Origin of the sequence: Burkholderia sp. JPY481 (assembly GCF_038900515.1) — a bacterium.
Taxonomy (GTDB): Bacteria; Pseudomonadota; Gammaproteobacteria; order Burkholderiales; family Burkholderiaceae; genus Paraburkholderia; species Paraburkholderia youngii.
Map to the genome: position 1 here is coordinate 527030 of NZ_JAYMRT010000003.1, position 21810 is coordinate 548839.

Annotated in this window: 18 protein-coding genes; 8 read left to right on the plus strand and 10 right to left on the minus strand. The window is 62.8% G+C overall.

Annotation, left to right across the window (positions count from 1 at the left end):
- Positions 1-5: 5 nt before the first annotated feature.
- The 3 genes from VSR82_RS11835 to VSR82_RS11845 form a co-directional block, all read right to left on the minus strand.
- Entirely contained in the window at positions 6-1454 is a 1449-nt protein-coding gene (locus VSR82_RS11835; RefSeq protein WP_429456853.1) for a PAS domain-containing sensor histidine kinase, read from the minus strand.
- Positions 1455-2291: 837 nt separating this feature from the next.
- Positions 2292-2879: a BPSL1445 family SYLF domain-containing lipoprotein gene (locus tag VSR82_RS11840; protein ID WP_410842446.1), complete on the minus strand. Its 588-nt coding sequence runs from the start codon at positions 2877-2879 to the stop codon at positions 2292-2294.
- 298 nt (positions 2880-3177) lie between these two features.
- Positions 3178-3858 carry a hypothetical protein gene (locus VSR82_RS11845; RefSeq protein WP_368582004.1) on the minus strand — a complete coding sequence of 227 codons (681 nt, stop codon included), beginning with the start codon at positions 3856-3858 and terminating at the stop codon, positions 3178-3180.
- Between the two features lie 233 nt (positions 3859-4091).
- On the opposite strand from VSR82_RS11845, the gene ppk2 reads away from it, so the two are divergent.
- Positions 4092-4907: a polyphosphate kinase 2 gene (gene ppk2 / locus VSR82_RS11850; protein ID WP_368582005.1), complete on the plus strand. Its 816-nt coding sequence runs from the start codon at positions 4092-4094 to the stop codon at positions 4905-4907.
- A 28-nt stretch (positions 4908-4935) separates the two neighbouring features.
- Here the strand turns inward: ppk2 and VSR82_RS11855 are convergent, their stop codons facing one another.
- The 5 genes from VSR82_RS11855 to VSR82_RS11875 all read right to left on the minus strand — a co-directional run bounded on the left by VSR82_RS11855 (position 4936) and on the right by VSR82_RS11875 (position 11986).
- Positions 4936-5688, minus strand: a complete 753-nt coding sequence (locus tag VSR82_RS11855; RefSeq protein ID WP_498857706.1) for an SDR family NAD(P)-dependent oxidoreductase — start codon at positions 5686-5688, stop codon at positions 4936-4938.
- Between the two features lie 144 nt (positions 5689-5832).
- Positions 5833-7617 carry an acyl-CoA dehydrogenase family protein gene (locus tag VSR82_RS11860; RefSeq protein WP_498857707.1) on the minus strand — a complete coding sequence of 595 codons (1785 nt, stop codon included), beginning with the start codon at positions 7615-7617 and terminating at the stop codon, positions 5833-5835.
- A gap of 17 nt (positions 7618-7634) precedes the next feature.
- Positions 7635-9506 carry a feruloyl-CoA synthase gene (locus tag VSR82_RS11865; protein ID WP_429456846.1) on the minus strand — a complete coding sequence of 624 codons (1872 nt, stop codon included), beginning with the start codon at positions 9504-9506 and terminating at the stop codon, positions 7635-7637.
- 162 nt (positions 9507-9668) lie between these two features.
- Positions 9669-11120, minus strand: a complete 1452-nt coding sequence (locus tag VSR82_RS11870; RefSeq protein ID WP_429456844.1) for an aldehyde dehydrogenase — start codon at positions 11118-11120, stop codon at positions 9669-9671.
- 38 nt (positions 11121-11158) lie between these two features.
- Positions 11159-11986: a p-hydroxycinnamoyl CoA hydratase/lyase gene (locus VSR82_RS11875; protein WP_368582010.1), complete on the minus strand. Its 828-nt coding sequence runs from the start codon at positions 11984-11986 to the stop codon at positions 11159-11161.
- A 175-nt stretch (positions 11987-12161) separates the two neighbouring features.
- On the opposite strand from VSR82_RS11875, the gene VSR82_RS11880 reads away from it, so the two are divergent.
- Positions 12162-12605, plus strand: a complete 444-nt coding sequence (locus VSR82_RS11880) for a MarR family winged helix-turn-helix transcriptional regulator (RefSeq protein WP_429456842.1) — start codon at positions 12162-12164, stop codon at positions 12603-12605.
- Between the two features lie 33 nt (positions 12606-12638).
- Entirely contained in the window at positions 12639-13523 is an 885-nt protein-coding gene (locus VSR82_RS11885; RefSeq protein WP_429456840.1) for an amidohydrolase family protein, read from the plus strand.
- 72 nt (positions 13524-13595) lie between these two features.
- On the opposite strand, the gene mhpT is transcribed toward VSR82_RS11885, so the two are convergent.
- Positions 13596-14825 (minus strand): 3-(3-hydroxy-phenyl)propionate transporter MhpT, encoded by a 1230-nt coding sequence (gene mhpT, locus VSR82_RS11890; protein ID WP_368582013.1) that lies wholly within the window; start codon positions 14823-14825, stop codon positions 13596-13598.
- A gap of 223 nt (positions 14826-15048) precedes the next feature.
- Here mhpT and VSR82_RS11895 point away from each other — a divergent pair, with 223 nt between their 5' ends.
- The 3 genes from VSR82_RS11895 (at position 15049) to VSR82_RS11905 (ending at position 16810) form a co-directional block, all read left to right on the plus strand.
- Positions 15049-15534 (plus strand): MarR family winged helix-turn-helix transcriptional regulator, encoded by a 486-nt coding sequence (locus VSR82_RS11895; protein WP_498857708.1) that lies wholly within the window; start codon positions 15049-15051, stop codon positions 15532-15534.
- 230 nt (positions 15535-15764) lie between these two features.
- Positions 15765-16343: a DJ-1/PfpI family protein gene (locus VSR82_RS11900; RefSeq protein WP_429456835.1), complete on the plus strand. Its 579-nt coding sequence runs from the start codon at positions 15765-15767 to the stop codon at positions 16341-16343.
- 128 nt (positions 16344-16471) lie between these two features.
- Entirely contained in the window at positions 16472-16810 is a 339-nt protein-coding gene (locus tag VSR82_RS11905; RefSeq protein WP_368582015.1) for a ribbon-helix-helix domain-containing protein, read from the plus strand.
- A gap of 50 nt (positions 16811-16860) precedes the next feature.
- On the opposite strand, the gene VSR82_RS11910 is transcribed toward VSR82_RS11905, so the two are convergent.
- The gene (locus tag VSR82_RS11910) at positions 16861-18099 is read right to left on the minus strand and encodes an MFS transporter (RefSeq protein ID WP_429456833.1); all 1239 of its coding nucleotides are present in this window, start codon (positions 18097-18099) and stop codon (positions 16861-16863) included.
- 284 nt (positions 18100-18383) lie between these two features.
- Between VSR82_RS11910 and VSR82_RS11915 the strand changes: the two genes are divergently transcribed.
- Positions 18384-18722 (plus strand): hypothetical protein, encoded by a 339-nt coding sequence (locus tag VSR82_RS11915; protein ID WP_429456831.1) that lies wholly within the window; start codon positions 18384-18386, stop codon positions 18720-18722.
- A gap of 522 nt (positions 18723-19244) precedes the next feature.
- Positions 19245-21791, plus strand: a complete 2547-nt coding sequence (ptsP, locus tag VSR82_RS11920; protein WP_429456829.1) for a phosphoenolpyruvate--protein phosphotransferase — start codon at positions 19245-19247, stop codon at positions 21789-21791.
- The last annotated feature ends 19 nt before the right edge of the window (positions 21792-21810 follow it).

The following is a 21810-nucleotide window of genomic DNA, read 5'->3' on the forward strand; positions in this document are numbered from 1 at the left end:
GATGATCAGGGCACGAGTCTCTGTCGGATATCGGTCGCGACGGGAAGCGTGACGTGAAACGATGCCCCTTTGCCCTCGTTGTTTTCCGCCCACAGCCGGCCGCGGTGCGCCGTGACGATCGTGCGGCTGATCGACAGACCGAGCCCGAGCCCCTGCGGTTTGGTGGTGAAAAATGGCCGGAAAATCCTTTCCATGCTGTCGACGTCGAGGCCCTGGCCCCGATCTTTTACCGTTATCCGTATCATCCCGCCCGCTTCCTCGCGCACCGTCGTTTCGACGAGGCGGTCCGCGGCAGGGCAAGCCTTGACCGCGTCGAACGCATTCAGCAGCAGGTTCAGGATCACCTGCTGAAGCTGAACCTTGTCGCCGCAAATCAGCGCCAGATTCTCCGGGATGTCAAAGCTCGTCTGCACGCCGCGTGTCAACGCATCGCTATGCACGAGAATCGCGGTGTCGCGCACGACATTGCCGGCGTCCAGCAACTGCAACTCGACATCGCCTTTGCGCACCAACGCGCGGATCTTCTGCAGCACGTCGTTCGCGCGGCAATTGTCGGCCACGATGTCTTCGAGCGCTTCGCGCAGCTCCACGACGTTGGTCGTCTCCGAATCCAGGAATTTGCGTGCGGCCTGCGCGTTGAAGAGGATCGCGGTAAGCGGCTGCTTCAACTCGTGCGCGAGCGATCCGGCGAGTTCGCCCAATGAAGAAACGCGCGCGAGGTGCGCGAGATCTCTCGTATTTCCATCGACTTCGCCGCACGCACTGCAATCCGATATCGCGGTGATCCGCAATTCCTGATCGTGCACGCGGCATCGGGTGGTTTCCGCTTCCGCATGAAAGCCGCCGCCATCACGCCGCCGTGCGATCAGACTCTGCGTGGTCGTGGCGCCGAGTTGCATCTTCGCGCCACGATTGCCCGGACCCGACCGATCGTCGTTGAACCCGTCGATCGGAAACAGCCTGGCGCTCGGCGCGCCGATCAGCTCTTCCGTCGTGTAGCCGAACAGTTGCGCCGCCCGCGCATTCGCGAAGATGATCTGGTCCCACTGATCGATCGTGACGATCGGGATCGGCAACATTTCGAGCGTCTCGCACAGCGGCACTCTCGCGTTGAGCATGCGCCGCGTGTCGCTATCGCCTGCGCCTCGCAACCACGAAGAGCAAGCGGCGACATAGCGCCGCCATGCCGGCAACCCGTACGGCGGCGCGTGGGTATCGCGGGTACTCTGCCGGCTCGACACGCCGGTGATACCGCGAGCGCGCTGAAACCGGTGATGCCTGGGTGAAGACTGTCTGGAACGGTCTTGCCCGAATAGTGGGGGACCGTCGTTGCGCGCATTGTCGATCTGCGACGGGCTGCTTTGGCCCATGTGGCGCGGTTGCGCGTACAGCGCCGTGAGGATTCCCGCTACCCCGATCGCCAGGTGTCTGCCATGCACGATCAGATTAATCATTGGCACCTCCGGGTCCAGTGCGAACGGATTCCGTACAACTGCGACGTCTTTATCGTTGGGCTTCGAACCAAATAATTGACTTCACAATCGGTACTTCGCACGTCGGGTGGCTGGAAGTCAGTATAGGCCATCCAGAATCAGTTACCGATAGGTGACCGTAATTTATGCCGCTTACTCGGGAAACTACTCAATCCTTTTCTGCGTTGTCCGCCAGCAACCGGCAAATGGCGACTGAGTTTGTTAGGCAGTTAATTATTGCTCGGCGAGGCACTGCCAGTGTCGCGTGTTCGCACGCGCGCAAAAGTTAGCAATCCAGGAACATCGCCTGGTTGGAGCCGCAATGCTCGCTCTGCACGATAGCGCTTTCAAATGGAAACTTCGACGGTTAAGTTTTCATGCATTGCGAATCACAGAGCCAGCGAGTTTGCCCATCTTCAATTTAATTAATTTCCCGGAGAAATGTTTTTGACGCAGGTCAACCTTTTATCGCCGCTATTCCTGCTGCGAATCATTCGCTTTTACCAACCGCGAAATATAAATCTATGCCAGGCAGATGACTAAACGCAGCGCGGCGAGAAGCCGGATTTCGATTTCGTCTCTTCTACCGGTATTGAATAAACAGGATCGTCAGTGCCGATCAGACGCAGCGTCGCCGCGAGGCGAGAGCGCTTCTGGCCCGCAGCGTTTGGTGAGAACAACGGGAGGGATGATAGCGAGACCAGCGAGGTGGCTCCGCCAAAAGCCATGCTCGGCGCGTCGCCATGCCAAAGCATGCGACGCGCCGCCGGGTGACAGCGTCATGACGATCGATCGAATGCCGCTGCTTGCCGCGTCCGGTTACAAATTCAGGCGCGTAACCTTGGTGCCAGCCACCGACACGTCGGCCATCAAACCTGTATTGGTCAAGACCATCGCCACGACCTCGGCGGTCGCCGACGAGGTATCGATCGCGCCGTTCGCCCCGACTTTCAGCAGTGAGACCGACGCATCGGCGCCCGCAGACCAGCCCTTCGAGTTGCGGAATTTGTCGAGCGAAGCCTGCGTCATGAACAGGAAGAACACGGCGGTCGACTGCGCGCCGGCCTGCAATCCGAACGAAGCCGCGGCGGTACTGAAATAGCCGACCGTCGCTCCGCCGACGCGCAATGCGCCTTCACCGTACTCGCCACCGACGATGAACGCCGCCTTCTTCACCGAAGGAAACACCAGCACGCCCTGCGCCTTCGATACGAGCTCGTGCGAGCCTTGCACCGTATCGAACAACTTCGACAGCGCACCGTTCACGGCCGCGTCGATCTCCTGCCGTTTGGCGGCGTCGGTAGTGGCACTTTCGCCACTGCCTCCGGTCGTCGTGCAACCCGCCAAAGCCAGACTCGCGGCCATGGATGTCAGCGCGAGCGTGTGCACAAAGTTCCGTCTGTTCACTTTCGACTCCGTTCTGGTTACGATCCGAGTCGCCAGTCGTGATGTCTGGAAGCCTCGATCTTTTTTCTCTGCCGTGATGCGGCATAGCCGCCCAAGGAACCATCAATGCAACCGCCGCGCGTCGATCTTCCGGCCGCACGTAGCGAGCATTGGAAGCGTCGCTCTCAAGTAACCGGAGCGACGACTACAACGCTTGCAGATACATGATGTCACGCTGGAACCGCTGCGGAATCGGACCTTGGTCTTACAGGTAGCGCAATGTGGATGCTGAGCGAAACGCGAAGCCAGAGCTCACCGATCATCCGCCGAGCGCGATGATCGCCATCGTCAGCAGCACGCCGACCGCCGCCATCGCAAGGCCGGCGTGCCAGCCGCGAAATCCGGCGTAATGGCCGAGCGCCACGCCGCTGCCGAATAACATCACGATGGTCAATACGCGGGAGACGATCAGCGCCGTCGGCACGTGCGTGAACAGCACGAAGGGCAACGCGACCGGGAACGTCGCGGCAACCACGAGAACGAAGATAGCCGCGGCGCCGATGAAATCGTCGCGCACGAATACTGCGCGCTGCGGCAAATCCGGACGCGCGGCAACACGCCTGCGGATCGACTCCAGCTCCGTGTCGCCGATCAACGGCTTGAGCCATGACGACATCGCGTCGCGAAGCGCCCGAACTCCCGCGGCCGCATCCGGCTCGCTTCGCACGGAATGCGCAACCGTCATACGTCTGCCGCGAGACACCAGCGTACGCACGAGGTACATCACAGCGTCCGCGAGACCCCACGCAAGATTGCAGCCGAGCGCGGTGTAGAACATCTTGTGCCCCGCGTCCGCACTCGCGCCGACGGCCGAGACGGTGCCGACGAACGTCAGCGCCATGAAGAGGCCGAAACATAGCTCGCACACTCGATCGACGACATCGAGGACCGGCTCTCTATCGCCGACGTTTTCCCGTTCCGTGTGACCGGCGGCATCCATGAGGCCTCCCGTGGCGATGGCGTCGAACTATCCCGCGCGCTTTGCCGGCATATCGACGAGGTACCGCGAGGACAGTCGGATCGGGCACGCGCGAACAAACGCCCAGAGCATACAGCGCACTCTGTACCGACGATATTGGACCAAGGTCGTATGGCCCTGCTGCGCGCCGCGCTCTACCTTGGGAATGGATCATTGCGCAGTACCCTGGAACAGTCCGCGCTGGGGAGAAAAGAATGGCCAAAACGAAATCGGAAAACGGGCAGCCTGTGCAAGACAGGTCGCTGTCGTACAAGGAGTATCGCAAGGCGTTGTTCGACCTGCATGTCGAGCTCGTCAAGCTACAGGAATGGGTCGTGCAAACGGGAGCGAAGATCTGCATCGTCTTCGAGGGTCGTGACGGCGCGGGTAAAGGCGGCACGATCAAAGCGATGACCGAGCGCGTCAGTCCGCGCGTGTTCCGCGTGGTCGCGCTTCCGGCGCCGAGTGAACGCGAAAAAAGCCAGATGTATATGCAGCGCTACGTGCCGCACTTGCCGGCCGCGGGCGAGGTCGTCATCTTCGACCGTAGCTGGTACAACCGCGCGGGCGTGGAGCGCGTGATGGGCTTTTGCTCCGAGGATGACGTGCAGGGCTTCTTCAAGGCGGTGCCGCTCGTCGAGCGGGCGATCGTTCATTCCGGGATCATCCTGCTCAAATACTGGCTGGAGGTCAGCCCCGAGGAACAGACCCGCCGGCTCGAAGCACGCATCAACGACGGCCGCAAGCTCTGGAAACTGACCGACATGGACCTGAAATCCTATAGCCGCTGGTATGACTACTCGCGCGCCCGCGATGAGATGCTCGCGGCGTCGGACACCGACTTCGCCTCGTGGTACCTGGCGAACTCGAACGACAAGCGGCGCGCGCGGCTGAACATCATCAGCGACATGCTGCAGAGGATTCCGTATAAGCAGCCTGCCCGCAAGAAGGTCACGCTGCCGAAACGGCAAAAGCCGGACGGCTATAAGGAACCAGACTATCCGTTTAAATACGTGGCCGAGCGGTATTGATCAGGCGGATGTTGCTCGCCTCACCTCGCTAGAACGACTCGTTGAACGGGCGCAGGTCGATTTCCTGCGACCACGCGCTGCGTCCCTGCCGATGCAGGTGCCAGTATGCTTCGGCGATGTCGTCGGGGTTCAGCAGGCCGTCCGGGCCGCGTTCGGCCACGTATTGCGGCGCGGACGTGCGCAGACGTTCGCCGTCGATGCCGCCATCCACCACCACGTGCGCCACGTGAATATTGCGCGGCCCGAACTCGCGCGCGAGGCTCTGCGTGAGCGAGCGCAAGCCGGCTTTGGCCGAGGCGAATGCGGCGAACGGCGGCCGCCCGCGCAGCGACGCGGTCGCGCCCGTGAACAGCAGCGAGCCTCGCCCGGCTGCCAGTAACGCCGGCAACGACGCTCGCGCGAACAGAAAACCACCAAGGGTGATCACACGCCATGCCGCCTCGAACTGCTCGGCGCTCAGTTCGAGCGTCGGTCCACGCGTTGCGCCGGCAGCGTTGAAAATCGCGACTTCCAGCGTGCCGTGGCCGGCGAGCTGACGCGCTATGGCGGCGAGTTCGCTTTCGCTCGTCACGTCGCCGGGCAACGCATCGGCTTGCCCTCCGGCACGCCGGATTTCGTCGACGATCGTATCGAGCCGATCGCGCGAGCGGCCCGTCACCGCGACGCGCAGACCCTCGCGAGCAAAACGACGCGCGAGCGCGGCCCCTAGCCCGGCGCTCGCGCCCACTCCGGCAATCCACGCGACACGCGCGTTCGCCGTGTTTCCGACAGCCTCAGTCATCGCACTCTCCTTTTCGTGGCAGCCGCGGCACGACATGTGTGACGGCGCCAGGTACATGATTGAATGGACGTCATTAGCTTAGGCGAACTTTGCGAGGTCGGCCGGCGAATCGAATCGTCAGAGCTGTCGAGCTGCCGCTGACTCTCAAACGTAGGGCAGCGTTGCCTCGCAACCGGCTTCAACGAGGCTGCGGCGATAATCGAAGGACGCGAGCGGGTAGTCGAAGAAGAAGCGGCCCGTGTCGCGCTTCTCCACGTAGAACGCTTCGGCCTCGCATTGCGGCGTCGCAATTCGCAGCGTGCGCGCCCACGCGAACGCCAGCAGCATCCAGCCAAGCATCGCGAGATAGTCGTCCGCGACACGGTAGGCCGTCTCCGGGTCTTGCGCATGGCGTGCCTTGATCGCCTGCGTCGTGTTCCCGACTATCTCCGCGAGCTCTTCGAGCTTCGCGCCCGCGGAACGAACCAGCGGATCGGACTCCTGGCACAACCGCGCTTCGGCGCGCACGTGACGAAGCAGCACATCGAGGGCCCCCGCCCCGTCCGGCAGCACCTTCCGAACCAGCAGATCGATCGCCTGAATCTCGTTGGTGCCTTCGTACAACATCGACACGCGGCTATCGCGCAACGTCTGTTCGATGCCGTACTCGTGGATGTATCCGTAGCCGCCGAACACCTGCAAGGCCTTCGATGCGGCGTCGAAACCATTGGCCGTAAAGAACGCCTTCGCAACCGGCGTGAGCAGCGATGCGAGCTGTGCCGCCCGTTCCCGCTCGGTCGCATCGGCATGATGCGCGGCGATGTCGAGCCAATGCGCGGTCCAGTAGCCGATCGCGCGCTCGCCTTCGACGATCGCTCGCAGCTCCAGCAGAATCCGCCGCATGGCCGGATGAAACGCAATCGGCGCAGCCTGCCCCGCCGCGACGCTCGCGCCGGGCGGCACGCTGACCGTGCGCATCTGCGCGCGTTCCTGCGCGTAAGCATGCGCGCGTTGCCATGCGGTATGCGCATGCCCGAGGCCTTGCATCGCAACCTGCAGGCGTGCCGCATTCATCATCACGAACAGGCAGGCGAGGCCGCGATGCGGCTCACCGACGAGCCAGCCGAATGCGCGCTCGAAGCGCATCGTGCAAGTCGGGCTGCCCTTCAGGCCCATTTTCTTTTCGATGCCTTCGCAATGGACACCATTGCGCGAGCGCCCACCATCGGCGTCGTCAAGCCATTCCGGCACGACGAACAGCGACAACCCTTTGGTACCGGATGGCGCATCGGGCAAACGGGCGAGCACCAGATGAACGATGTTCTCCGTCAGATCGTGCGCGCCGCCGCTGATGAAGATCTTGCTGCCGTCGATGAAATATCCGTCGGTGCCCGGCGCTTCTGCCGCGCGCGAACGGATCAGGCCGACATCGCTGCCGGCCTGGGGCTCGGTCAGACACATCGTCGATAGCCACTCGCCACTCGCGACTTTCGGCAGCAATTCCGCTTTCACGCGTTCGCTGCCATGCGTCTGCAAGCATGCCGTCGCGCCGTGCGTGAGCCCAGGCGACATCAGCCACGCATGATTGGCGCCCGCGAGCATCTCCTGAAGTGCGACGTCGAGAAGCTGCGGCAGGCCCTGTCCGCCGTGCCCGGTGTCGAGCGACAGCGTCGGCCAACCCGCTTCGACGAACTCCGCGTAGGACTCGCGAAAGCCCGCGGGCATCGTGACCGTGCCTGCGTCGAAACGACATCCTTCAAGATCCGCGCTGGCGTTCAGCGGTGCGATGCGCTCCTCGACGAAGCGCGCCGCTTCTTCCAGCACCTGCTGCGCCGTCTGCGAGTCGAGATCCTGCCAGTCCGGCACATCTCGCCACCAGGACGCGGCATCGAGCCACTCGTCCATTACGAAGCGCATGTCGCGCAGCGGCGCCTGATAAGTCAACGTCATCTCTTCCCGTCCCCGGACTAGCTGCCTTTGCGCGCATGGATCACCGTCGCGTCGGCTGCGTCGGCTTCGTGCATGGCTTCGACGAGCGCCGCGCGGTGCTGGAGCACGGCGCGCTGATTGATCGAGCCTTTGTCGGTGATCTCGCCGAGGTCGAGCGACGGCGGCACGCTCAGCAGGTGCATGCGGGCAATGAACGACGCACTGCCCGTCGCACTACGATTCAGCCGCGCAATGAGTTCGCTGAAGAATTCGCGCACGGCGGCCGTGTTGAGCACCTCCTCCGCGCTCGCATCCGCGGGCGAACCCGCCAATGCGCGACACGCGTCGAGGCGCGGAAAAATCATCACGCCGACTTCGTCACGATTCATCCCCGTGATGACGGCATCCTGAACGTAGGGCGCTCCTTCGCTGATGATGCGCGCGCGCATCGGCCCAACGCTGACGAAGGTTCCCGAGGCCAGCTTGAAGTCTTCCGCGATGCGGCCATCGAACATCAGGCCCAGTTCGGGACGTTGCGGGTCGACGAAACGCACGGCGTCGCCGGTACGGTAGTAGCCTTCGTCATCGAACACGCTGCTTTGCAACGCCGGCGATGCGCGCCAGTAACCGCTCATCACGTGAGGGCCGCGAAAGCGCGCTTCGAACTTGCCATCGACGGGCGCGATCTTGGCCTGGCACCCCGGCGGCGGCAAGCCGATATAGCCGGCGCACGATATCGGTCCCGTCGTGAACAGACACGACGGCGCGGTCTCGGTCATGCCGAGCCCGGCCATGATGCGGATGCGTTCTCCGCAATGTTCGAGCGTCACGCGCTCGAGACGCTCCCACGCCGCCTGCGACAGACCGGCGCCCGCGAAGAAATACATCTTCACGCGCGAGAAAAACCGCTCGCGCAGCACCGCATCCTTTTCCAGCGCGATGGTCAGTTCTTCCCAACCCTTCGGCACGTTGAAGTAGATGGTCGGCGCGATCTCACGCAGATTGCGCAGCGTCTCGTCAAACTTGCCGGCCACGGGTTTGCCGTCGTCGATATAGAGGGTGCCCCCGTTGTACAGAACGATGCCGACGTTGTGGCTGCCGCCGAACGTGTGATTCCACGGCAGCCAGTCGACGAGGACCGGCGGCTCGATGCCGAACTGCGGAAAGGTTTCGAGCAACATCTGCTGGTTTGCGCCCAGCATACGATGCGTGGTCGGCACGGCTTTCGGCAGGTTCGTCGAGCCGGACGTGAACAGGAACTTCGCAATCGTGTCGCCATTCACGCGCGCATTGGCCGCGTCGACGTCGCGCGGGACCGTGTCGAGCAATGCGTCGAAGCGCGTCGCGTTTGGCGCAGGCGCCGCGCTGACACGTTCGACTTCGCTACCCAGCGCGGCATCGAGCGCCGTCGTATATGCGCCGATATCGTCCGCGTACACCAGACCCGGTTTGAGCAGTTCGAGGACATGACGCAGCTTTCCGTAATCGCCCGACATCAGCGAATAGGCCGGCGACACCGGTGCATAAGCGATGCCCGCCCACATCGCGCCGAGTGCGAGCTGCATATGTTCGACGCTGTTGCCCGACAGAATCACCAACGGGCGGTCCGCGCTGAGATCGCGGTCGAGCAGCGCCTGCCCGATCGCACGCGCGCGCTCGAGCATTTGCGCATAGGTGATGCCTTGCCACGCGCCATTGGCATCGCGTCGTGCGACGAGCAGCCGGTCGGGATGCGCGCGTGCGCCGCTCAGCAAGCGGTCGGTAAAACGCTCCGGAAACGGGCCCAGAGGTTCAAGTGACTCGAGGTACCAGCAGTCGCCGCGTTTCTCGATCCGCGAGGAAGGCGCTCCGATGGCGACGCTCCGGTAGCCGGTCGCCAGAGAGCTTGCGTGGCTGTGCTCCGATTCCAAAACCTGTCTCCTATGTCGACCAGAGTTAGCGCTTTAGCGCTTACTCTGGTCCCATGCGATCTATCGCGGTCGACCAGAGTTAGCGCTTTAACGCTTACTCTGGTCCCATGTTGGTTGTATCGCTTTTCCTATCCGCAGGGCATTGCGGCCGTGATCCGACGCCTAGATCGGATAGTGACGCGGGCTCGTCTGCACCGTGATCCAGCGCAACTCGGTGAACTCCGGGATCGACGCCTTGCTGCCGAAGCGCCCATAACCGCTTGCCTTCACGCCGCCGAACGGCATCTGCGCCTCGTCGTGCACGGTCGGGCCGTTGATGTGGCAGATGCCCGATTCGATGCGTTTCGCGACGTTCATCGCGCGTCCGATATCGCGGCTGAACACGGCCGCCGACAAGCCGTACTCGCTGTCGTTGGCGACCGTCAGCGCCTCTTCGTCGCCGTCCACGCGCTGCACCGTCACCACCGGGCCGAACGATTCGTCGGCATAGAGCTTCATCTCGCGAGTAACGTTCTCGACGATCACCGGCTGCATGATCGCGCCGTTCACCTCGCAACCGAGCGGCAGCTTCGCGCCCTTTTCGCGGGCATCTTCGACGAGCGCGCGAATGCGCCGCGCGGCCGCTTCGCTCTCCAGCGTGCCGAGAATCGAGCCCGGTTGGGTCGGATCGCCTGCCTTCAGCGTGCGCGCTTTCGCGACGAGCTTCTCGACGAACGCATCGGCAACCTTGCGATCGACGATCACGCGTTCCGTCGACATGCAGATCTGCCCTTGATTGAAGAACGCGCCGAACGCGATACCCTCGACGGCAGCGTCGAGGTCCGCGTCGTCTAGCACGAGCACCGGCGCCTTGCCGCCCAGTTCGAGCAGCGCGGGTTTCAGATGGCGCGCCGACAGCTCCGCGACGATGCGCCCGACTCGCGTCGACCCGGTGAAATTCACGCGCTTCACGGCGGGATTCGCGACCAGTCGCTCGACGATCACGGGTGCATCTTCCGGCGCATGCGTGAGCACGTTGACGACGCCTTCGCCGAGACCCGCGTCGTTCAGCACTTCGCCGATCAGCGCATGCACGCCGGGACAGCCTTCCGACGCCTTCAGCACGACCGTATTGCCACACGCGAGCGGCATCGCGAGTGCACGCGTCGCGAGAATCACGGGCGCGTTCCACGGCGCCATGCCGAGCACGACGCCGCACGGCTGACGCACGGCCATCGCGAGGCTGCCCGGCACGTCCGAAGGAATCACCGCGCCGTCGATCTGCGTCGTCATCGCCGCGGCTTCGCGCAGCATGTTGGCCGCGAGCATCACGTTAAAGCCGTACCAGTTCGCCATCGCACCCGTTTCGGCCGCGCCGATCGCGATGAACTCGGGTGTGCGCGCGTCCATGCGGTCGGCGGCGGCGAGCAGGCGTTTGCGCCGCTCCGTAGGCGTGAGCGCCGCCCATGCCGGGAACGCGCGCGCCGCGGCGGCGACGGCCGCATCGGCGTCCTCGACGGTGGCCGCCGCGGCGCGGGTGGCCACTGCGCCCGTCGCGGGATTGATACGCTCGAAAGTCTTGCCGTTCGACGCGGCACGTTTCGCGCCGCCAATCAACAGGTTCGTTTGATGCATATGTTCGTCTCCTCAGTCGTAGCGCTGAAGTGCGCCGCTTAGCGCTTGTAGCTCTGCAAGCCCGGCTTGATGCTCTTGTCGTCGAGGAACTGCTTCAGGCCCTGTTCGCGGCCGCCTTCCGGATCGCGATAATTCGCCTGGTCGAGCTTCGCGTACAGGTAGTCTTCGTTCTGCTCCCACGTGAGTTCGCGCGAGCGCTTGAAGCCATGCTTGGCGTTGCGCAGCACGACCGGGTTCTTGTTCAGCAGTTTCGCCGCGAGCGCGATCGTTTCGTCACGCAGTTGCGCGAGCGGCACGCTCTTGTTGACGAGACCCATCTTCGCGGCTTGCGGACCCGTGAAGGTGTCACCCGTCATGATGTAGTACAGCGCTTCACGATGCCCGACAGTATCGGCCATCGCCTTGCTCACGAGGTTGCCCGGCGGAATGCCCCAGTTGATTTCGGACAGGCCGAACACGGCTTCGTCCGCGGCGATCGCCAGATCGCAGGCGACCAGCGGCGAGAAACCGCCGCCGAAGCACCAGCCGTTGACCATCGCGATGGTCGGCTTCGAGTACATGCGCAGCAATTGCCATTGCCAGCGGCTCGCGTCGCGGCGAATCCGCTCCTGCAGCACGTCCGGACCCGCGTCCACTTCGCGGAAATATTCCTTCAGGTCCATGCCGGCCGTCCACGCGCTGCCTTCGCCCGTCAGCACGAGAACCTGGGCTTCGGCGTCGAGTTCGAGCGTTTCGAGAACGTCGATCATTTCCTTGTTCAGCGTCGGGCTCATCGCGTTGCGCTTTTCCGGACGATTGAACGTGACCCAGGCGATTCCGCCTTCCACCGCGACCTTGACCGTTTTCCAGCGTCCTTCGTAACTCATCTGCATCTCCGTATCAATGCCGCCCTCGCGGCCTGAGTGCAATTTAATATCAGGCGACCTGATAAGTAAAGTACAATGTAGAGGTCTTGGTAAAAACCCCTAACCGCCTATGCCGACGATCAAGAGAAAGCCGTCAGCGTCCGAAATCACGCGAGGCGCCACGGCGCGGCGCAGCGTGCGCGATCGAATACATGCTGCCGCTCCGGTGCGTCTGACCTACCTGGCCGGGCAGCTCGACAAGATCCTCACGCGGCAGCTTTCCGAAGCGCTTGCGTCGCATGGTCTGACGTTGCCGCAATACACGGCGCTGTCGGTGCTGCGGGCGCGCGCGCGTTCATCGAACGCGCAGCTCGCGCAGCGCTCGTTGATCACGCCGCAAGCGGCCAGCGCGGTCGTCAAATCGATGGAAGCGAACGGATTGGTCACGCGTGTCGCCGATCCGTTCAACCGTCGCGTCGGGCTGCTGTCGCTGACGCGGGCCGGCGAAATATTGCTGGCTCAGTGCGACGGTGCCGCCGACAGGATCGAGCAATCGATGCTAGGCGAAATCGATGAACACGGTTCACAGATGCTGAAACACCTGCTGTTGACGTGCGTGCGCAATCTTCGCGCAGCCTGACGCATCAGCCTTGATTACACATAGGAGACGCCATTGAACATCGATCAACTGAAGGCCATCGACACTCACGTGCATGCCGAGGTGTCGTGCTGCCAACCGCCAGACCTGTTTGCAAAAGAATTCGACGAAGCCGCCGACAAGTACTTCGGCACCGTGCTCAAACAAGGGCGCCGCCCGACCATTCCCGAAACGATCGAGCACTATCGGGAGCGCAAGATCGGCTTCGTGATGTTTACCGTCGACTGCGAATCGAACATCGGGCGCCGTCGCATTTCGAACGAAGAGGTCGCGGAGTTCGCGCAGAACAACACCGACATCATGATCGCGTTCGCCAGCATCGATCCGCATAAAGGCAAGTTCGGCGCGCGAGAAGCACGGCGGCTCATCGACGAGCACGGCGTGCGCGGTTTCAAGTTTCACCCTACGATGCAGGGCTTTTTCGCCAACGACCGCATGGCGTACCCGCTATACGAAGTGATCGCCGAGTACGGGCTGCCGGCGGTTTTTCACAGCGGACATTCGGGCATGGGCTCTGGCATGCGCGGCGGTGGCGGCTTGCGTCTCAAGTATTCGGAGCCGATCTACCTCGACGATGTCGCCGCCGACTTTCCCGACATGAAGATCGTGATCGCGCATCCGTCCTGGCCGTGGCAGGAGCAGGCGCTGTCGATCGCGCTGCATAAGCCGAACGTGTATATCGATCTGTCGGGCTGGTCGCCGAAGTACTTTTCGCCCGAGCTGGTCAAGTATGCGAATACGCTGTTGCGCAACAAGGTGCTGTTCGCGTCCGACTTCCCGCTGATCCGCCCCGACCGCTGGCTGGCGGACTTCGACACGCTTGACATCAAGCCCGAAGTGAAGCCGCTCGTTCTGAAAGAGAATGCGGTCAGCTTGCTCGGCTTGCGGGCCGACGCATGACGAATCGCGAATGACGCATGAAAAATGGCCCGGCGCGAAAGCGCCGGGCCATCTCGGTCCATCAACGAATACTTAGCGTTTCGCGGTGTTGGAGCGAATGACGAGCAATGCCGTAATCGCCGCGATGATGGTCACCGGCACGCTCGCGCCGATAACGAGGGCCGAGCTCTTTCCCATCGACAGCAATTGCCCTGCGGCAGCGGGGCCGACGATCGAACCGACGCGTCCCACCGCCACCGCGGCGCCGACGCCCGTACCCCGCACACTCGTCGGATAGCTCGCGGCGGACAGCGCATACAGCATCGACTGCGCGCCGACGACGCCCATGCCGGCAAACAGCACGGCAACGGATAACGTCTCGATGCTGGCGACCTGCGAAAGCGCGATCAATGCACCGACGATGCACGCATAGACTGCCGTGACTGACAGGCCTTGTCTGAACCGGTCCATCAGCACACCGATGCCGAGCACGCCGATCACGCTGCCGACGTTGAAAAAGATCTGCGCGATCCCAGCCTGCGAACGACTCATGCCGCGCCCGACGGTCAACGAAGGCAACCAGTTCAGCAGGAAGTAAAGAACGATCAGCGTGCAGAAGAAGCTGATCCAGATACCGATCGTCGCCGCGGCGCGCCCCTCGCCGAACAGGACTGCGCGCGTCGAGAGCAGCGGTTTGTCCGCTTTGGTCGATTCCCGCGACTCGGCGGCGAATTCGCGCGACTCAGGCAGCAACGCGATCAGCAGCGGAATGATGATCAGCGGTCCGACTCCGCCCACGTAGAAGATATGGCGCCACGCAGTAGCACCCGCGCTCAGCACGGCGATCAATGCCGCAAGCGCGCCGCCGACCGGCATGCCGCAATACATGACGCTGACCGCCGTGTTGCGGTGACGCGGATCGACCGCCTCGGAAGACAACGCGATCAGGTTCGGCATCGCGCCGCCGAGCCCGATACCCGTCAGCAGGCGAGCAATCAGCAGACTTTCGAAGCTCCAGACCTGCGCGGTCGCGATCGAGAAGATGCCGAATACCGCCATCGAGATCATTAGAACGCGCTTGCGGCCGATTCTGTCGGCGAGTCTGCCGCCGATCATCGCGCCCGGCAAAAGCCCCAACATCCCGGCGCTGAAAGCGAGCCCCAACTGGCCGACCGACAAGCCGAACTCGTGCGCCATCCGAGGCGCCGCAACGCCGGTGGACTGTAGGTCGATACCCTCCAGCACCGCGACGAGAAAGCACAATGCCAACGTTAGTGCAGTACTGGAGCCCACGGCACTGGACCGATTAGCAACACTTGACATGAAGTCTCCTTGACCTTTGATTGAATTACCGGTGGCAAGCTACGCTTCGCCGTTCGACGAAGCGGCCATGGGAAGGAGAAGATTTCCGACAATGATCTTTGCGTCACTTATCAGAACCCCTTCCATAGCACCCCCGGAATTGACGATGAGTCTAGTCTCAGGATGCCTGATATTGAAAGTAGAATATGATATGCCTGGTAGAAACACCTAAGGCAACGTGATAATGATCAAGACAATGGAGAAGCGGCGAACGCCCCTTGCCAAACAGGCCGGTTCAACGAAAACCGGTGCCCCACCAGCCCGCGTTTCCTACGTGGTCGGCCAACTGGACCGCCTGCTCAAACGCAGTTTGATCGATGTGCTGGGTGAATTCGGGCTGACCTTGCCTCAATTCACCGCGCTCTCCGTGATCAGCGCCAGCGGCGCGATGACCAACGCAAAACTCGCCGAACGCTCGTTCATCACGCCGCAGTCGGCCAACGAAGTTGTCAAGACCATGGAGGCCAACGGTTGGGTCGGACGCGCTGGACATCCTACGCACGGCCGGCTGATTCATCTGTTTCTGACCGACGAAGGTCGCCGGGTACTGAAGGAATGCGATGCGGCGATCGACACGCTCGAAGCGTCCATGCTGGACGGAGTCACGGAAATCCCGGTCGAAACGCTGCGCAAGGTGCTGCAGCGATGTGTGTCGAATCTGCGTGGTTGAGCAGACCTTTCCAATGACGAAAGAGTCGCGCTCGAATCGAGCGCGACTCTTTTTCTTTCGCCTGAGGGCTGAAGTGCGTTCAGCTCGGTGAAATCCCTGGTCGGCATTTAGCCGCTTATTACCCCGCCCACTGCGTCGATCGCTATATTGCTTGTCAACGGCCGCTTTGCGCATACCGCGATAGCGCGTCCGCCTCGCCTTTCCCAACCCGATTCGAGAGGACACGAAGCATGTCGAAGCGCATTCTTATCATCGCCGGTGATTTCGTCGAAGACTATGAGCTGATGGTGCCGTTTCAGGCACTGGGGGCAGTCGGTCATAAGGTGGACGTCGTTGCGCCCGACAAGCGCGCAGGCGACGCGATTCGCACCGCGATCCACGACTTCGAAGGCGATCAGACGTACACCGAAAAGCGCGGACATAACTTCACGCTGAACACCGATTTCTCATCGGTCGACCCCGCGCAATATGACGCGCTGCTCGTGCCCGGCGGCCGCGCCCCCGAGTATCTGCGGCTCAACGACAAGGTGATCGGCTGGGTGCGCCAATTCGCCGAAGCGAAGAAACCGATCGCCGCGGTCTGCCACGGCGCGCAACTGCTGGCTGCGGCGGGCGTGATCGAAGGCCGGCGCATCTCCGCGTATCCGGCCTGCGCGCCCGAGGTGAAGCTGGCGGGCGCGGAGTACGTGGCGCTCGACTGGCCCGACGCGATCACCGACGAGAACTTCGTCACCGCGCCCGCATGGACTTCGCACGTGAACTGGATCGCGCAATTCCTTGCGCTGCTCGGCACGCGCATCGCGCATTGAAGGAGCGCAGGACCGAAGCGCGGCATCGCGGGCGAGCAGCCGTGTTACGCTCGATCACGACGGCATGAGCGACCGCGCCGCGCGCTTCGCGTCCTGCGACGTCATCACTTGCGAGAAAGGCTGACCGTATGTGCAACGTCTATGTCAACGCTGATCCGATCCACTACGAGTCGCGTACGCGCGCGCTACGCATTCACGGCGTCGTGACCACCGTGAGGCTCGAAAATCTCTTCTGGGACGTGCTCCAGGAAATCGCCAGCCGCGAGGACGTGACGACGACCCAGTTCGTCGTGAAGCTTCACGACGAACTGATCGCATTGCGCGGCGAAGAGCCGTTGAATTTCGCGTCGTTTCTGCGCGTGTGCTGTTTGCGCTATCTGTCGACGAGCGCTGCCCGCAACGAGGCCGCTGGCGACGTGCAGCTCAACGCGCCGTTTCAACCCAGAATCGTGAAGACGGCTGGGTGACGGAGTCGTCGCTCGCCTGGCGAGCCTCGCGCCGTATCTGTTCCGTTGCGTCAGTCAACCGACGCATCGCACGCGCACTCAAGAGAAGACGCAGCGGCCGGTCGCTCCAGCACGGCAAGCCGTTGCAGTGTGACGAGACCGAGTAGCGCGAGTCCAAGTCCCAACGTGAAGTCGGCGTGAATTCCCGCCCGGTCGACAATAGTGCCTCCCACTGCCGAGCCCGCCGCAATCGCCACCTGGATGATGCTCACGAACATAGCCGACCCCGCTTCGGGCAGGTCCGTCGTGCTGCGCTGAATCCATACGCTAAAGCAAAGCGGCAGCGCTCCGAACGCGATTCCCCACAGCAGCATCCCCGCAGTCTCGCCGATCGACGAATGCTCGAGCAGCAACATCGACGACATCGCGCCCAATAGCAGCAGAACCATTGCGGCGACGGATTTCTTCAGATGGTCCGAAATCACCATCGACGCCAACGCATTCGAGAAGAAACCGATCAGACCGAATCCGAACAGCAACAGCGTGATGGCGCTCAACGAGAAGTCGTGTTCGAGCAGCGGAGCGATGTACGTGTAGGTCGAGAAATGCGCGCCGAAGACGAGCGCGACCATCACCATGCTCAACCTCGTATGCGGCCGGCGAAGCAGCGTTTTGAAATCGGCGATCCGCAACGCCGATGCCGACGGCAACGAAGGCACGAGGAACGCCTGCGCCAGCAACGCGAGCGACACGAGCCCCGCGGTCGCGGCGAACGCCATCCGCCACGATGCAAACGACGCGATGAACGTCCCGAGCGGCACGCCGATCACGGTTGCGCAGGTCACGCCGGTCAGAATGGTCGCGGTTGCTTTGGCGGCATCCTTTGCTTGCACGAGTCGAGGAGCCGCCGCCGTCGCCAGAGTCCAGAAGCCACCCAGCGCGCCGCCGAGCAGAGCTCGTCCTACCAGCATGATCGCGAGGTTCGGTGCGATCGCGCACACGACGTTCGCGATCAACAGTACCGCGGTGAGGAGCAGGAAAACGTACCGGCGGTCCATGCGGCCCGCGCTGACGATCAGCGTCGGCGCCAGTATTGCGGCCATTACGCCGGGCGTGGTGACCATCAGACCAGCGACACCAGTCGACACGCCGAGGTCGTGTGCGATCTGTGGCAACAGACCGACGGGCAAAAACTCGGCCGTGACGAACGCGAACGCGCTTACCGCAACGGCGATGACGGATAGCCATTGACCTGCGGACGTTGAATTCCCTTGCAGGGACGCAGAAGTCGTAGGTGTATCGATTTGCATGATGACCCTGATGCCAGATTGAAGCCTGACACTTTAGGCGGGGTCTCACGTTGGAAAAAGAGTCGTCCGATGAAAAGACTAGAAGGTGTGGCTGAACAATGCGCGGGCGGCGATATCCGCTAACGGCCGAAACGACCGCGTAGCCTCTTTCATATGCGCCAGCAGGAAAGCGTTCGTCATCAGCGGCGTGACGCGTTTCGTTGACAGTCTTCCACGAAGTTACAAGATCTCGTAAGTCGCGCCGCAGCGCTTGCATCGGGCTGCCAACGCGGTATCGGTATTTGATGGGCATCTCAACGGACCGTGAGGCAGGCATCGTTGAGCTTGCCCTGATGTTCGACAACAGGAAAGACCGCGTTCGCGTTCGATTCAACGGCGCAACGCGCTGCCTTGCAAACGATTTCCTCATTCAGAACATCATTTATGAAGTAAAGACACTGACGGATTTCCAGTCCCCGGATTATCAACACGCGCTCGATGCGCTCGAAAAATCGTATTTCGGGAAAGAAAACCGCCCCGATATGCCGATTGCATCCGTCAGCGCCTCATTGGGCGCGGAATTGCTTATCGAGTTCGACACGGTGAATGCGGTTGCAGACGAAGCAGACGCCCTGCTTCGCTAAGCGTATAAAACACCGAAGTAAAACTGCGCCACACCCAATCAATAAATTGCAGCGCCCGTGTCCCGCCGCAAATTCGGAAAACACAGGAGATCCATTTCGGAAATCGTCTCGTCTTGCAATCTGCGCTCAGTAACATATGCTCTCTTTCAGAGCGCTTTCCGGGTCCTTTTTCCGGAACCACGGTGCGTGCGGTCGCCCACTGGCGCGAGGCGGCCGACATACGCAAACAGCGCGGCAACCCTCCTGAAAGCCGACAGGTCACACACAAACGAAATCAGACTGCCGAGGCTTTCCGGTGAGAACAATCGCATCGAGGGGTAAGCAGCAGTTTGCGCATACGGGCGACGTGCGCGACCTTGTTGGATTTTTCGAGCTTCTGTCACCGAGCTTTTGCAACGTGCGCCGCTCAAGTGGGTAAGCGGCGTAACCGGCAATGGTGCCGACCGCACGTATCAATGTCGCGCTCACGCGGCTCGAGTCGAACCACCGCAGGCGAGCGTCAATGTACAAGGAGTCTTGGCGATGAAAGCTCCTCAGCGTCCCCAGCGCATCGAGTTGATGGCGCCACTGTCGGGCGTACTGGTTCCTCTCGACAGCGTGCCCGATCCGGTCTTCGCGCAGAAGATGGTCGGCGATGGCATATCGATCGATCCGACCTCGGATGAACTGCTATCGCCGCTTGCCGGCAAGGTCACACAACTCCATAGCTCTTGCCACGCGACAACGATCACCGGCGACAACGGTCTGCAAGTGCTGCTGCATATCGGGCTCGACACCGTGTTGCTGCGCGGCGAGGGCTTCATGCCGTTGGTCCAGGAAGGCGACATCGTCGCGGCGGGCACGCCGCTGATCCGCTTCGACCCGATCGTGGTCGGCGCAAGAGCAACCAGTCTGCTCACGCAAATGGTCATCGCCAACGGCGATCTCGTCACGCGCTACGTTCCCGCGAAAGGGCTCGTCGTCGCCGGGGCCGACGTCGCGCTGTACGTCGAACTGGTCGGCAGCATCGAGAACAAGGATACGGCCAGCGCCACCGGCGCGACCCTCTCCGGCGAGATCACGCTGCCGAATCCGGCGGGCCTGCATGCGCGGCCCGCGGCAGTCGTCGCGGTCGAGGCGAAGAAATTCAAGTCCGAGATCCGACTGCTGCGCGGCGACGCCAGCGTAAATGCCAAGTCCGTCGTCGCGCTCATGGGGCTCGCAACGAAGTTCGGCGACAAGCTGCGCGTCGAGGCCCGCGGTCCCGACGCGGCGGAGGCGGCCAGCGCCGTCGCGCGACTGCTTGCCGAGGGATCGGGCGAAAAGCCCGGCGACGCGCCCGCACCCGCGGCGGCCGCGCCGACCGCACCGGCTGCGCCAGTGCCGGCACCGACCGAGGCGGCCCCCGCCGACGCCAACGAATTCATCGGCGTCTCCGCTTCGCCTGGGCTTTCGGTCGGCAAAATCGTGCAGTTCCGCCAGCAAGTGATCGAGGTGAACGAAGCGGGCGAATCGCCGCAACGCGAACGGGCGCAACTCGAAGCGGCGCAGCATCAGGCACGTCAGCAGATCGAGGGGCTCAAGGCGACGCTCACCGATCCGTCGAAAGCGCAGATTCTCGACGCGCATCTCGAACTGCTGGACGATCCCGACCTGAACGATGCCGCCATCAGCAGCATCAGCACGGGAAAAGGCGCGGGGTTCGCATGGCGCGAAGCGTTCCAGAACCAGGCAAGCATGCTGGAAAAGCTCGACAATCCGCTGCTGCGCGAACGCGCCGGCGATATCCGCGACGTCGGCCGCCGTGTGCTCGCGCTGCTCGCCGGCGTGAAGCAGGCGCAGATCGACGTGCCGGAAGAGTCGATCCTGATCGCCGAGGAACTCTCGCCGTCCGACACCACGTCGCTCGATCGCAGCAAGGTGCTCGGCTTTTGCACGACGACCGGCGGCGCGACGAGTCACGTCGCGATCCTCGCGCGCTCGCTCGGCATCCCGGCGATTTGCGGTATCGACGCGCGCGCACTGCAACTCGCCGACGGCACGCCCGTCGTGCTCGACGGTTCGCGCGGCAGCTTGCGGCGCAATCCGAGCGCCGAGGAACTGGAGAAGGCGCGCGAACGCATCAGGCGTCAGGCCGCCAAGCGCGAAGACGAAAAGCTCGCGGCAACCAAACTCGCAATGACGGCGGATGGCCACCGCGTCGAAGTCGTCGCGAACATCCGCAATGCGCAGGAAGCGCGCGACGCGGTAGCTGGCGGTGCGGAAGGCGTGGGACTGTTGCGCTCCGAGTTCCTGTTCGACGCGCGCGACACCGCGCCAACCGAAGACGAACAGGCCACCGAATATTGCGCGGTCGCGGAAGCGCTCGGCCGCGAGCGCACGCTCGTGGTCCGCACGCTCGACGTCGGCGGCGACAAACCGCTGTCGTATATGCCGCTGCCGAAGGAAGACAATCCGTTTCTCGGCCTGCGCGGTGTGCGCGTGAGCCTCGAGCGTCCCGACATCTTCCGCACCCAACTGCGCGCGATTCTGCGCGCGGCGCCGCTCGGCAATCTGCACGTGATGTTCCCGATGATCACGACGGTTGAGGAAGTGCGTGCGGCGCGCAAGATCCTGCTCGAAGAAGCCGGCGATCGCGCGGCGAGCGTGAAAGTGGGCGTCATGATCGAAGTCCCGGCGGCCGCGCTGATCGCCGAGCCGCTCGCACGCGAAGTCGACTTCTTCTCGATCGGCACGAACGACCTCACGCAATACACGCTCGCGATGGACCGGGGCCATCCGCAACTCGCGAAGCAGGCCGACGCACTGCACCCGGCGGTGTTGCGTCTGATCGGCATGACGGTCGACGGTGCGCATCAGCACGGCAAATGGGTCGGCATTTGCGGCGGCATCGCGTCGGATGCGATGGCGGTGCCGGTGCTCGTCGGACTTGGCATCGACGAGCTATCGGTGAGCATTCCGGCAGTGGGTTCGATCAAGGCCCAGCTTGCACGCATCACGACCGACGAAGCAAAGAAACTCGCCGCCGAGGTGCTGCGTCTGGGCACCGCCGCGGAAGTCCGCGCGCATCTGTCGCGCTTTGCCGACTGAGCCGATCAACAGGAGATCA

What these genes read in the sequence shown, in the direction of transcription:
- VSR82_RS11835 (WP_429456853.1), bottom strand. Translation starts at nt 1,454, where the DNA reads ATGATTAATCTGATCGTGCATGGCAGACACCTGGCGATCGGGGTAGCG.
- VSR82_RS11845 (WP_368582004.1), bottom strand. Translation starts at nt 3,858, where the DNA reads ATGGATGCCGCCGGTCACACGGAACGGGAAAACGTCGGCGATAGAGAG.
- ppk2 (WP_368582005.1), top strand. Translation starts at nt 4,092, where the DNA reads ATGGCCAAAACGAAATCGGAAAACGGGCAGCCTGTGCAAGACAGGTCG.
- VSR82_RS11855 (WP_498857706.1), bottom strand. Translation starts at nt 5,688, where the DNA reads ATGACTGAGGCTGTCGGAAACACGGCGAACGCGCGTGTCGCGTGGATT.
- VSR82_RS11860 (WP_498857707.1), bottom strand. Translation starts at nt 7,617, where the DNA reads ATGACGTTGACTTATCAGGCGCCGCTGCGCGACATGCGCTTCGTAATG.
- VSR82_RS11870 (WP_429456844.1), bottom strand. Translation starts at nt 11,120, where the DNA reads ATGCATCAAACGAACCTGTTGATTGGCGGCGCGAAACGTGCCGCGTCG.
- VSR82_RS11875 (WP_368582010.1), bottom strand. Translation starts at nt 11,986, where the DNA reads ATGAGTTACGAAGGACGCTGGAAAACGGTCAAGGTCGCGGTGGAAGGC.
- mhpT (WP_368582013.1), bottom strand. Translation starts at nt 14,825, where the DNA reads ATGTCAAGTGTTGCTAATCGGTCCAGTGCCGTGGGCTCCAGTACTGCA.
- VSR82_RS11895 (WP_498857708.1), top strand. Translation starts at nt 15,049, where the DNA reads ATGATCAAGACAATGGAGAAGCGGCGAACGCCCCTTGCCAAACAGGCC.
- VSR82_RS11900 (WP_429456835.1), top strand. Translation starts at nt 15,765, where the DNA reads ATGTCGAAGCGCATTCTTATCATCGCCGGTGATTTCGTCGAAGACTAT.
- VSR82_RS11905 (WP_368582015.1), top strand. Translation starts at nt 16,472, where the DNA reads ATGTGCAACGTCTATGTCAACGCTGATCCGATCCACTACGAGTCGCGT.
- VSR82_RS11910 (WP_429456833.1), bottom strand. Translation starts at nt 18,099, where the DNA reads ATGCAAATCGATACACCTACGACTTCTGCGTCCCTGCAAGGGAATTCA.
- VSR82_RS11915 (WP_429456831.1), top strand. Translation starts at nt 18,384, where the DNA reads ATGGGCATCTCAACGGACCGTGAGGCAGGCATCGTTGAGCTTGCCCTG.
- ptsP (WP_429456829.1), top strand. Translation starts at nt 19,245, where the DNA reads ATGAAAGCTCCTCAGCGTCCCCAGCGCATCGAGTTGATGGCGCCACTG.